We start from the raw sequence: 11756 nt of genomic DNA, 5'->3' as shown, positions 1-11756 counted from the left end.
GAAGCGCTTTCACTCGCAAAATCAGGAATTCCGGTGACTGCGACCTGCCGTCGCGGGCTTCGCTTTTACGCCGGCCCCAGCACGACCTTCACGTCGGCGGGCTGGCCGAAGAAGGGGGCCGAGGTGATCAGCAGGCGGCAGCCGGCCGCGGCATAGGCGGCGGCGTTCGCCTCGGTCACCCCGCCGGCCGGAGCCACCACCGGCGGCGGCGTCAGGTGCCTTGTCGCCTCGATCACCGCGCGGGCGGCGGCGGGCGGCAGCTTTTCCAGCTGGATCACGTCGGCGCCGGCCTGGGCGAAGGCCACGGCCTCCTCCATCGACCCGACCTCCACCACGATCTTCTTTTCCGGGGCCTTGCGGCGCAGCGCGGCGATCCAGGCCTCCGGAGAGTCGCTCAGGAAGGCGCGGTGTTCGGGGAAGACCAGCAGCGTTTCCGACAGGCCCAGCCGGTGCATCACTGCCCCGCCCGCCTGCACCGCCTTGACGCTGAGATCCTTGGCACCGGGGAAGTTCTTGCGGGTGCAGGCGACGGTCACGCCGGGAGCCGCCTCGACGATGCGGCGGGCCCGGGTGGCGATGCCGGAGGCGTATTCGACCAGGGTCTGCGCCACCTTCCAGGCATGGTGCAGCGCCCCGGCCGGGCCGTCCGCCTCGAGGAAGAGCGCTCCGGCCTCGACGGCGGTGCCGCTGGGCTCGACGCGCAGGACCCGGCCGCCGGCCCTCTCCACCAGACGCGCCGCCTCCTCCGTCCCCGCCAGCACCATGGCGCCGCGGGCGGCGAAGCTCATGCGGGCATGACGGGCGGCGATGCCGAGCGAGCCGGTGGTCAGGTCGCCGTAGGGAACATCCTGCGCCAGAAGCGCGTCGAGGGCGGCGTCGGGCAGGATGGTCGTCATCGGCGGGATTTCCCTGTTGAAGGTGGGTTTACAGCCAGCCGCGCCGGCGGAAATACCAGAGCGGGACCACCGCCGACAGCACCATCAGCAGGATGGCCATCGGGTAGCCAAACTCCCAGTCCAGTTCCGGCATGTGCTTGAAGTTCATGCCATAGGCCGACGCGATCAGCGTCGGCGGCATCAGCGCCACCGAGACGACCGAGAAGATCTTGATGATGGCGTTCTGTTCGATGTTGATCAGGCCCAGCGTGGCGTCGAGCAGGAAGTTCGCCTCGTGCGCCAGGAAGCCGGCGTGCTCGGTCAGGGACCGCAAGTCGCGCGTCATCGTCTTCAGCGCGGTCTTCTGGTCCTTGTTCAGCCGCCCGCCGCTGACCGAGGTCATGAACACCACCAGCCGGTCGAGGCCGGCCAGGCTGTCGCGCACCTTGTGGGTCAGGTCGCCGGCCCGGCCGATGCCGCGCAGCACGTCCTGCAGCTCGTCCGGCTTCTTGGCCGCCTTGCCGAAGCCGCCACCGTCCAGCGAATCGTCGAAGACGCGGGCCGACAGCTCGTCGATGCGGCCGCCGACCAGCTCCAGCACGTCGGCGACCCGGTCGATCACCGCGTCCAGCAGGCCGAACAGCGCGCTCTCTCCCGTCGCCAGCAGTTCCGGCTGGCGGACGCAGCGGGCGGCGAAGGTGATGACCGGCAGCGGTTCGGTGTAGCGCAGCGTGATCAGGTGGCGCGGGGTCAGCACGAAGGTCAGCTCGCCCTGCTCGGGATGCGGCGAGGTCGCGCGCGAGATGATGGGAGAGGTCATGTAGATCCCCTCCCCCTCGACATAGAGCTGGCTGGAGGCCTCGATCTCCTTCATCTCCTCGCGCGTCGGCAGGTCGCAGCCGGTCAGCGCGCCGACATGGGCGCGCTCCGCTTCGGTCGGACGCAGAAGGTCGATCCAGACGGCGCCGCCCGGCAAAGGCTCGCCGAGGTCCAGCGGCTGGCGCACCACCCGCCCGTCTTCGGCACGGGCATGGACGGTGATCAAAGGGCAGCCTCTTCCGGCACCGGCGCGCCGGCGGCGCGGCAGGCCGCGGCCAGCGTGTTCAGCATCAGGCAGGCGATGGTCATCGGGCCGACGCCGCCGGGGACCGGCGTGATGGCGCCGGCGACCGTCACCGCCTCGTCGAAAGCGACGTCGCCGACCAGACGGGTCTTGCCCGGTTCCGCCGCCGGAACGCGGTTGATGCCGACGTCGATCACGGTGGCGCCCGGCTTGATCCAGTCGCCGCGCACCATCTCCGGCCGGCCGACCGCCGCCACCAGGATGTCGGCGCGGCGGCATTCGCCGGCCAGATCGGCCGTGCGGGAATGGGCCAGCGTCACCGTGCAGTCGGCCTGCAGCAGCAGCTGGGCCATCGGCTTGCCGACGATGTTGGAGCGGCCGAGCACCAGCGCCCGCTTGCCCTTCAGGTCGCGGCCCAGCGTGTCGCGGATCAGCAGCAGGCTGCCCAGCGGCGTGCAGGGCACGATGGCGCCCGGCTGGCCGGTGGCGAGCAGGCCGGCATTGACGACGTGGAAGCCGTCGGCGTCCTTTTCCGGGACGATGCGGGCCAGCACCTTCTGGGTGTCGATGTGTTTGGGCAGCGGCAGCTGGACCAGGATGCCGTGCACAGCGGGGTCGGCGTTCAGCCGGTCGATCAGCGCCAGCAGGTCGGCTTCGGCCATGTCGGCCGGCTCGTGATGGTCGAAGCTGTTCATGCCCAGCTCGACCAGCGCCCGCTCCTTGGAACGGACATAGACCTGGCTGGCCGCATCCTCGCCCACCAGCACGACGGCCAGACCGGGGGTGACGCCGTGGCTGGCCTTCAACGCCGCCACGCCATCCGCCACCCGCGCACGCAGGCCGGCCGCAAAGGCCTTGCCGTCGATGATCTTCGCGTCCGCCATGCTACTCTCCACCCTCGCTGCCCACATCGTCGATCAGGGGCGACAGCCGCGCCAGCAATGCCGCCGGGTCGCCCGCCACATGCAAAATCTTGTTCCGGTCGGTGGCGCCGGCCACCACGGTCAGGCTGGTCTTGGGCAGTTTCCACGCCTTCGACAACAGTTTTATGACGGCCTCGTTGGCCTTGCCGTTTTCCGGCACCGCCGTGACCGCCAGCTTGAGCACCCGTTTGCCCTCCCCCTTCGCGTCGACCGCATCGGCCGTGCCGGTCACCGCGTTGCGCGACGCCTTGGGCGTCACCCGAAGCGCCACCCGCAGCCCGTCGGCCACCGCCTCGAAGGGGGAGGAGGATGCCACGGTCAGAAGCGCGGCCAGTATTGGGCCATCAGGTTCTGGATGAAGGAGATCGCCAGCAGCACGACGATGGGCGACAGGTCCAGCCCGCCCAGGTTGGGCAGGACGCGGCGGATCGGGCGCAGCACCGGCTCGGTGATGCGGTACAGGAAATCGCCGATCAGGTAGACCACGCGGTTGCGCGTGTTCACGATGTTGAACGCCACCAGCCAGCTGAGGATCGCCGACAGGATCAGGACCCAGAAGAACAGATCCAGGATGGTGTTGATGAGCAAATACAGCGCGATCATGCCGGGCCAGCTCCAGTGCGGTTTTTGCGACGGCCGCGCGCAGAGGGTTGCGCAGCGGGCGCCAGCCTTTTCCGGGCACCCTAAGCATAAGCGGAGAGGCCTGTCCAGTACGGCGGCCCGCCGATCGGCCGGCCGGCCTGCGGCGGATCGGCCGTCCTATGCCCCGCCCTGCGCTCCATCCCGAGCCCCCTCCGACGTCATCGCACGCACACGTCATTTTTTCTGAATCAAGCGCTTGACAGCACCCCCCGCGATGGACAATATCCGCGCCACGCCGGGGCGACGAAGACGCAACGGTGTGAGTGTGGGGCCGTAGCTCAGCTGGGAGAGCGACGCGTTCGCAATGCGTAGGTCGGGAGTTCGATCCTCCTCGGCTCCACCATTTTCCCCTTCCCTGGAAGGGTGAGACAAGTCGGTAGAAGGTCAGCGGGCGTTGCCGGGAACGGCATCTGGCCCGCTTTTTCGTTTTGGGCCTTGCGCGTTCAGCAGACGTTGCCGACGGACCCGATGGCCCGCCGGCGGTTCCGCCGCGACTGCCATTTGAATACCACTCTCTTGAAGTGCTAAGGCTTCCTCGATCCTGTATCCGACCTCATGCCGGATTATGATCTTGGCCAATAGGATGCTGTCGATCAGCACGATGCGGATGCCCAACTGGTCGGCCATCACTCTGGCCGACGCGGTGAAAGCGGAGATGGTCGCGAACAGCCCCTTGGTCGCTTCGATCAGGTTCGAGGATCAGGCTCGGGCTGCCAAAGAAGTCGCGGATCGGCTCCACTCCCCAGCGCGAGACCGCTCCGTCCCCATGCGCAGCGTTACATGTTACGATATATCTTGACGGACGCACCCGGATTTTACTATATATCTCGCAAATGGTTCGGGCTTTCTCGAACGGCGTTGAGGCTCTGGAGTGATCCAGGGCCTTTTCGCTTTTCAGGCTAGGGGAAGATTTTCAATCCGATCCCCTCATAACCTTTGACGCGGGATGTCGGGCGGTTCAGGCGAGCCATCCCGGTCAGGCCATCGGTCATCAGCTTTTTTTCCACGATGCCGAAGGCGCGGTTGAATTGATCGGGCGCCAAGACATGACGGGCGACCGGATGCGCCGCCAGATCGGCCAGTTGCAGCCCCACCGAGTTGCAAGCTTTCGACGCGAAGCGCAACTCGAAATGATGATCCCAGTCTTCATACTCATCGAGAATACGGCGGAACTGTAATTCCAGATCCCTGTCTTCCGCCTTGCCCCGCGATTCGGCGATGATATGGGTGCGCTTTCCCTGCTGCCCCTGAGCGATCAGGAAGGGATAGGTTCGTTCAAGGCAGTATTCCAAAGACAGGTGATAGGGGTTGTATGGGTTCTTGTATTTTTGCTTATGCCTGATCTTGTCGATCGCTGTGACGCAAAGGGTGAAGGGCGCTTCCTCGATTACGGCGGACAGACCATCCAAGAACGCGGTGCGCCTTCCGGCATCGCGCAACACGGCGAAATCCCCCTGCTGCTTGCGGATGTCGCGGCTGTGCAACACAGTCAGGTCGTGGCCGAACGTGTCGAACTTCAAGCTGTCGAGCGCTGGCGCGACCTTGGTCGCGTAATCCGTTTTTCGCAGGATGCAGAAGGCCAGGGCGAACAGGGGAAATTCTGGGTTGATCGAGGTCAGGTTGTGATCGCCGCTCTCGTCCACGAAGACGATAAAGTCGCTGAAATCGCTATCTGTTTGGCTCAAAATCTCATCCCCGAAGAATGCGATCCGCTTGGCCTTCACCTCGCGCCAGGATCGTTTTCTACTATGAAATCTCCCGCATAAAATGCAGAGAGAATTTCAAAATCATCTTAAAGGGGTTGGTGTGAAGGGGGCAACCACTGGGATGAATCGAGGCGCCCCCTGTGCAACAGGCAACAGTCAGGGCCTCGGCGGACACCCCAACTTCGCAATTCCAAGAGCTACCGGACCTTTCCGGCCATCTCCAGATCCTCCTCCCCGGTCAGGTGAACAAGGAAACTGATGCGCCGGCAACAGCCATTGCCGGCGGTTCCGGTGGTCCATGGGTGGTTGCGGTCGGAAATCCCGAAATGTCACCCGTTCTCCGCCAGGACCGTCCCGGCAAGGTAGAGCGAGCCGCAGATCAGCACGCGCGCCGGGCTCTGCCGGCAAGCCACCAGATCGGCCAGGGCGGCGTCCACCCCGTCGGCGGCGGCATGGTCGCGGATGCCGCAGAGATTGGCGGTCTCGCAGGATTCCTCGGCGGTGAAGCTGGCTTCCTCGCCGGGGATCGCCACCGCGCGCAGGGAATGGGTGAAGGGGGCCAGCGGCCCCAGGAACTCGAACGGATCCTTGCTGGACAGCATGCCGTAGATCAGCAGCAGCGGCAGAGGAGAGCCGCCATCCAATCCCTCATCCGCTTGCCCCGCATCCGCTTGCCCGCGCGACCAGTCGACCGCCTGGCGGGCCAGAACCTCGCCCGCCGAATCGTTGTGGCCGCCGTCCAGCCACAGCTCCCACCCCGCGGGCAGGCTCTCGGCCAGCGGGCCGCGGGTCAACCGTTGCAGGCGGGCCGGCCATTCGACGGCGGCGAGGCCTCGGCGCACCGCCTCGTCGTCCACCGCCAGCGGCAGATGGTCGAGACAGGCGATGGCGACGCCGGCATTGGTGATCTGGTGGGCGCCGGCCAGTCCGGGCATCGGCAGGTCGAGCCGCCGCTTGGCGCTCTCGAAGCGGAAACCGTCCGGACGCTCCTCGACCGACCAGCTCTGGATCGGCGCGGCGATGGCGTTGGCGCGCAGGTTCAATGCCTTCAGCGCGTCGGCTTCCGGTTGCGGCGCCAGGACCACCGGAACGCCGGGCTTGAAGATGCCGGCCTTCTCGCTGGCGATCTCCAGCAGCGAGTCGCCGAGGAACTGGCGATGATCGTAGGAGATGCGGGTGATCGCCGTCACCGCCGGCCTGTCCACCACATTGGTGGCGTCGAGCCGCCCGCCCAGGCCGGTCTCCAGCAGCACCACGTCGGCCGGCACGCGGGAGAAGGCGAGGAAGGCGGCGACAGTCGTCACCTCGAAGAAGGTGATCGGGTTGCCGGCGTTGGCGACCTCGCATTCCTCCAGCAGGGCGGCCAGATGATCGTCGTCGATCAGGCGCCCCGCAAGGCGGATGCGCTCGTGGAAGCGGACGAGATGCGGCGAGGTGTAGACATGGACGCGATGCCCGGCCGCCTCCAGCATCGCGCGCAGGAAGGCGACCGTCGATCCCTTGCCGTTGGTGCCGGCGACATGGACCACCGGCGGCAGCTTCCGCTCCGGATGGTCCAGCGCCGCCAGCAGACGGTGCACCCGGTCCAGCGACAGGTCGATGACCTTGGGGTGAAGCCCCTTCAACCGATCCAGCACCGGATCGGAACGGGTCGCCGCCAGCCTTGCGGACGGATTGGCCAGCGGGGTCGGGGCGTCGCTCATGATCGTCTCTGGTCGGATTGTCGCAGGGGTATGGACGGTCAGTCGCCGGCCTGGACCGGCTCCGCCGTAGAGGCCGGCTGGGCCGCGGTCGCCTGGGTGGCAGGCGGCAGCGGCGTGCCCGGCTGGGACACCGCCCCCTGAGGCAGCTGGACCGGCTCACCGCCGACGCCCTGGGCAACACCCTGGGCGGCGGTCAGGTCGATATCCTCGACCACCGCGTCGATCCGCGGCGTCATCAAGAGGCCGATGGTGCGGACAAGCGTCGGGCGCAGGTCGCGGCGGTGGACGACCATGTCGACCATGCCGTGCTCCAGCAGGTATTCGGACCGCTGGAACCCTTCGGGCAGGGTCTCGCGGATCGTGCTCTCGATCACGCGGGCGCCGGCGAAGCCGATCTGCGCGCCCTTCTCGGCGATGTGGATGTCGCCCAGCATGGCGAAGCTGGCGGTGACGCCGCCGGTGGTCGGGTCGGTCAGCACCACGATGTAGGGCAGGCCGGCTTCCTTGACCATCTCCACCGCGATGGTGGTGCGCGGCATCTGCATCAGCGACAGGATGCCTTCCTGCATGCGGGCGCCGCCCGAGGCCGGAACGACGATCAGCGGGGCGTTCTTCGCCACCGCCAGGCGGGCGGCGGTCAGCAGCCCCTCGCCGACGGCGATGCCCATCGACCCGCCCATGAAGCCGAAATCGAAGGCGGCGACCACGGCGGCATGGCCGCCGATGCGGCCCTCGCCGACGACGATGGCGTCGGTGCGGCCGGTCTTGGTCTGGGCTTCCTTCAGGCGGTCGGTGTAGCGCTTCTGATCGCGGAACTTCAGCGGGTCGGCGACCGACTTCGGCAGCTCGACGCCCTCATAGGCGCCGTCGTCGAACATCGTCTCCAGCCGCTTGACCGGGTCGAGCCGCATGTGGAAGCCGCAATGCTGGCAGACGTGCAGGTTCTCTTCCAGCTCGCGGTGGAACAGCATCGACTCGCAGCTCGGGCACTTGTGCCAGAGGTTGTCGGGCACTTCCTTGCGGGCATAGAGCGCGCGGATCTTGGGACGGACGTAGTTGGTAAGCCAGTTCATGGAACGCCTTTCAACGACATGGCGGTACGCCGAAGCCCGGCGGCGGCCGGACATCGGGTCCGTGCCGCACCGGGCTCTTCAGCCGGTCGTCGCCATGAGCGATCGTGTTGCAGGTGTCGTAAAGCGGTTTGCCGTCGTTGTAAACCGTCCGTCCCTCAGCCCCGCGCCGCGCGCACGCCCTTGGCAAGCTCGCCGACGAAGCCCAGAACGTCCTCGACCGTGCCCGGCCTGACGCTGCCGGCCCCGTCAACTCCATCGGCCAGCCCATCGGCCAGACGGGTGACGATGGCGGAGCCGACCACGGCGGCGTCGGCAACGCGGGCGACCTCGGCGGCCTGGTCCGGCGTCTTGATGCCGAAGCCGACGGCGACCGGCAGGCCGGTGTGGCGCTTCAGCCGGGCGACCGCCGCGTCGATGGCGGTGTTGGACGCGCTGGCGGTGCCGGTGATGCCGGCGATCGACACGTAATAGACGAAGCCCGAGGTGTTGCGCATCACGGCGGGCATGCGCGCCTCGTCGGTGGTCGGCGTGGTCAGGCGGACGAAGCTGACGCCGGCCTTCAGCGCCGGGAGGCACAGCTCCTCGTCCTCTTCCGGCGGCAGGTCGACGACGATCAGGCCATCCACCCCGGCTTCGCGCGCGGCGGCCAGGAAGGGCTCCACCCCATAGGCGTGGATCGGGTTGAAATAGCCCATCAGGATGATCGGGGTGTCGGCATCCAGCTTGCGGAAGCCGCGGACCATCTCCAGCGTCCTGCGCACCGTCATCCCGGCCTTCAACGCGCGCAGCGAGGAGGCCTGGATCGCCGGGCCGTCGGCCATCGGGTCGGTGAAGGGCATGCCCAGCTCGATCAGGTCGGCGCCGGCGGCCGGCAGGCCGTTCAGCACCGCCTGGGACACGGCGGGATCGGGATCACCGGCGGTGATGAAGGTGACCAGGCCGGCGCGGCCTTCCGCCTTCAGCGCGGCAAAACGGCGGGCGATGCGGCCGTCGGCCAGGACGTCCACGCTCTTCATGACGGCACTCTCCACGGCGCTCACAGTTCCACTCCCAGATGCTTGGCGACGGAGAAGATGTCCTTGTCGCCGCGGCCCGACAGGCACAGCACCATCAGGTGGTCCTTGGGCAGGGTCGGCGCGCGCTTGATCACCTCGGCAAGGCCGTGGGCGGATTCGAGCGCCGGGATGATGCCCTCGGTGCGGGCGCAGAGCTGGAAGGCGTCCAGCGCCTCCTGGTCGGTGGCATAGGCGTAGTCGACGCGGCCGACGTCATGCAGCCAGCTGTGCTCCGGCCCGATACCGGGATAGTCGAGACCGGCGGAGATCGAGTGGCCTTCGAGGATCTGGCCGTCCTCGTCCTGCAGCAGATAGGTGCGGTTGCCGTGCAGAACGCCGGGACGGCCGCCGTTGATCGAGGCGGCATGGTCGAGCGGCCCCTTCTCGATGCCGCGGCCGGCGGCCTCGACGCCGATCATCTGCACCGAGGGATCGTCGAGGAAGGGGTGGAACAGGCCGATGGCGTTGGAGCCGCCGCCGACGCAGGCGACCAGGCTGTCGGGCAGCCGGCCTTCCAGCTCCTGCATCTGGGTGCGCACCTCGTCGCCGATCACCGACTGGAAGTCGCGGACCATGGCGGGATAGGGGTGCGGGCCGGCGGCGGTGCCGATGATGTAGAAGGTGTCGGAAACGTTGGTGACCCAGTCGCGCAGCGCCTCGTTCATCGCGTCCTTCAGCGTGCCGCTGCCGGACGTCACCGGCCGGACCTCGGCGCCGAGCAGCTTCATGCGGAAGACGTTGGGCTGCTGGCGGGCGATGTCGGTCTCGCCCATGTAGATGACGCAGGGCATGTTGTAGAGCGCGCAGACCGTCGCGGTCGCCACGCCATGCTGGCCGGCGCCCGTCTCGGCGATGATGCGGGTCTTGCCCATGCGCCGGGCCAGCAGGATCTGGCCGATGCAGTTGTTGATCTTGTGCGCGCCGGTGTGGTTCAGCTCCTCGCGCTTGAAGTAGATCTTGGCGCCGCCCAGCTGTTCGGTCAGGCGTTCCGCGTAATAGAGCGGGTTGGGCCGGCCGACATACTGCTTCAGCTGCTGGCGCATCTCCCCTTCGAAGGCGGGATCGGCGCGTGCGTCGCGATAGGCCTTCTCGACCTCCAGGATCAGGGGCATCAGCGTCTCGGCGACGAAGCGGCCGCCAAAGATTCCGAAATGCCCGCGCTCGTCGGGACCGGAGCGGTAGGTGTTCAGTTTGGTCATCGTCTGCGGCACTGCCTGAAGTCGAAGGGAAGCTGTTTGTCAGGTGGGCGGCATCGGGTCCGGACACCGGCCAAGCGCGACACCATACCGGCGGGACGCGCCGATTTGAAGCGCCGGACGGCGGGACTCCGTGAATACCACCCGTCCGCATACATGGAGCGGGGCTTTGCAGCGGCAAGGCCGCGCCCTATACACTGGCGCCTTCCTCATTGCGGAGCATGCGTGCGATGACTGAGCGGACGCCGCCGTCGCTTCTCCCCACGGACGGTCAGCCGGCGCCCTGCCGGATTCTGGTGGTGGAGGACAGTCCGCTGAACCAGATGCTGGTCACCGCCATCCTGGCGCAGGCCGGGCACCGCGCCGACACCGCCAACAACGGGCTGGAGGCGGTGATGGCGGCGCAGGCCGGCGGCTACGACCTGATCCTGATGGACCTGTCGATGCCGGAGATGGACGGGCTGACCGCCACCCGCCTGCTGCGCGAGCTGCCGGGGCCGGCCGGCCGGGTGCCGGTGGTGGCGATGACCGCCGACACCGAAGAGGCCGACCGCATCCGCTGCCAGAATGCCGGCATGAACGACCATGTCGCCAAGCCGGTCGACCGGCTGCTGCTGCTGGAGACGGTGGAGAAATGGCTGCGCATCGCGACGGCGCAGGCATCGGCGGACCCGGACATGCCGGCCGGCTTCGGCCTCTGCGCATCGGCCGCGCCGGCGGAGGCGGGGGAGGTGCTGGACCGCGAGGTGCTGGCCCAGCTGGCGCAGGATCTGGATGCGGAACTGCTGACCGACGTGCTGCGGCAGTTCGTGGAGGAGACCCGCGAACGGGTGGCGCGCATCGCCGGGGAGACCGACCGCGCCATCCTGACGCGCGAGGCGCACACGCTGAAAAGCACCGCCGGGACCTTCGGCGCCACCACCCTGTGCAGCGCCGCCCGCGCGCTGGAGATGGCCTGCCGGGCATCGCCGGCGGAGCGGGAGGAGGCCGGAAAAACGGCTGGGGACGGGTCGGCGGACGCGGTGGAGAGGCTGCGCGGCGACATTCCCCGGCTGGCCGGGGACGCCATCGCGGCCTACCGCGCCGCCGGGTATCCGGTCTGATTCAGCGCGGGCCCGTCACTCGACGACGCTGATGTTCACGGCGGAGTCCTTGCCGTTGTCGCCGCGGGCGACCTCGAACTGGACACGCTGGCCCTCCGACAGGGCATGCAGGCCGGAGCGCTGAACCGCGGTGATGTGCACGAACACGTCCTTTGAACCGGCCTCCGGCGCGATGAAGCCGTAACCTTTGGTGGTGTTGAACCATTTTACGGTACCGTTGGTCATGGGCCTCCCCTTTGGTCACTGCAAGACAAGTCTTTGGCAAACGGCTGGGTCCAAGATCGCCGGCATCGGCCGCGCCGTGAGGCCTGCCGGGCAAGCGGAACCAAGACATTGTGCGGGGAGGCTAGCCGCATGCTGTGGTTGCGGGCAATTCCATCTCACGGCATAGGACGAACGACGGCCAAATCCGGAGTG

At 67.7% G+C, this 11756-nt stretch carries 13 protein-coding genes and 1 tRNA gene; 2 read left to right on the top strand and 12 right to left on the bottom strand.

Annotated elements, in window-relative coordinates:
* Nucleotides 1-65: 65 nt before the first annotated feature.
* From modD to ACWPN3_RS24625, 5 genes are read right to left on the bottom strand one after another with little or no spacing between them, the layout of a single operon-like run.
* Entirely contained in the window at nucleotides 66-896 is an 831-nt protein-coding gene (gene modD / locus ACWPN3_RS24645; protein ID WP_492239847.1) for a ModD protein, read from the bottom strand.
* Nucleotides 897-924: 28 nt separating this feature from the next.
* Complete coding sequence (locus tag ACWPN3_RS24640; RefSeq protein WP_109095887.1) at nucleotides 925-1920, bottom strand: magnesium transporter CorA family protein; 996 nt, start codon at nucleotides 1918-1920, stop codon at nucleotides 925-927.
* Nucleotides 1917-2822 carry a bifunctional methylenetetrahydrofolate dehydrogenase/methenyltetrahydrofolate cyclohydrolase FolD gene (folD, locus tag ACWPN3_RS24635; protein WP_376958039.1) on the bottom strand — a complete coding sequence of 302 codons (906 nt, stop codon included), beginning with the start codon at nucleotides 2820-2822 and terminating at the stop codon, nucleotides 1917-1919. Before folD ends, ACWPN3_RS24640 begins: the two co-directional genes overlap by 4 nt.
* Nucleotide 2823: 1 nt before the next feature.
* Nucleotides 2824-3177: a DUF167 family protein gene (locus ACWPN3_RS24630; RefSeq protein ID WP_174474097.1), complete on the bottom strand. Its 354-nt coding sequence runs from the start codon at nucleotides 3175-3177 to the stop codon at nucleotides 2824-2826.
* Nucleotides 3178-3179: 2 nt separating this feature from the next.
* Nucleotides 3180-3464, bottom strand: a complete 285-nt coding sequence (locus ACWPN3_RS24625; protein ID WP_492239846.1) for a YggT family protein — start codon at nucleotides 3462-3464, stop codon at nucleotides 3180-3182.
* Between the two features lie 306 nt (nucleotides 3465-3770).
* On the opposite strand from ACWPN3_RS24625, the gene ACWPN3_RS24620 reads away from it, so the two are divergent.
* Nucleotides 3771-3846 (top strand) — tRNA-Ala (locus ACWPN3_RS24620).
* A 41-nt stretch (nucleotides 3847-3887) separates the two neighbouring features.
* Here ACWPN3_RS24620 and ACWPN3_RS24615 read toward each other — a convergent pair.
* The 6 genes from ACWPN3_RS24615 to trpB form a co-directional block, all read right to left on the bottom strand.
* Nucleotides 3888-4130 (bottom strand): hypothetical protein, encoded by a 243-nt coding sequence (locus ACWPN3_RS24615; RefSeq protein WP_492239845.1) that lies wholly within the window; start codon nucleotides 4128-4130, stop codon nucleotides 3888-3890.
* Between the two features lie 272 nt (nucleotides 4131-4402).
* Complete coding sequence (locus ACWPN3_RS24610; protein WP_492239844.1) at nucleotides 4403-5227, bottom strand: DUF3800 domain-containing protein; 825 nt, start codon at nucleotides 5225-5227, stop codon at nucleotides 4403-4405.
* Nucleotides 5228-5538: 311 nt separating this feature from the next.
* On the bottom strand, nucleotides 5539-6912 hold the full coding sequence (locus tag ACWPN3_RS24605; protein ID WP_492239843.1) for a bifunctional folylpolyglutamate synthase/dihydrofolate synthase: 1374 nt from the start codon (nucleotides 6910-6912) through the stop codon (nucleotides 5539-5541).
* 38 nt (nucleotides 6913-6950) lie between these two features.
* Nucleotides 6951-7985: an acetyl-CoA carboxylase, carboxyltransferase subunit beta gene (gene accD / locus ACWPN3_RS24600; protein WP_109095892.1), complete on the bottom strand. Its 1035-nt coding sequence runs from the start codon at nucleotides 7983-7985 to the stop codon at nucleotides 6951-6953.
* A 155-nt stretch (nucleotides 7986-8140) separates the two neighbouring features.
* A complete protein-coding gene (gene trpA / locus ACWPN3_RS24595; protein ID WP_109095893.1) occupies nucleotides 8141-9001 on the bottom strand; it encodes a tryptophan synthase subunit alpha in 861 nt (286 codons plus the stop codon).
* A gap of 20 nt (nucleotides 9002-9021) precedes the next feature.
* A complete protein-coding gene (trpB, locus tag ACWPN3_RS24590; RefSeq protein ID WP_109095894.1) occupies nucleotides 9022-10239 on the bottom strand; it encodes a tryptophan synthase subunit beta in 1218 nt (405 codons plus the stop codon).
* A gap of 227 nt (nucleotides 10240-10466) precedes the next feature.
* On the opposite strand from trpB, the gene ACWPN3_RS24585 reads away from it, so the two are divergent.
* Entirely contained in the window at nucleotides 10467-11339 is an 873-nt protein-coding gene (locus ACWPN3_RS24585; RefSeq protein WP_492239842.1) for a response regulator, read from the top strand.
* A gap of 15 nt (nucleotides 11340-11354) precedes the next feature.
* On the opposite strand, the gene ACWPN3_RS24580 is transcribed toward ACWPN3_RS24585, so the two are convergent.
* On the bottom strand, nucleotides 11355-11564 hold the full coding sequence (locus ACWPN3_RS24580; RefSeq protein ID WP_109095896.1) for a cold-shock protein: 210 nt from the start codon (nucleotides 11562-11564) through the stop codon (nucleotides 11355-11357).
* Nucleotides 11565-11756 lie beyond the last annotated feature (192 nt).

The sequence above is a fragment of the Azospirillum sp. UENF 111221 genome (genome assembly GCF_058780625.1).
This window is presented reverse-complemented; position numbering and strand designations above follow the sequence as displayed.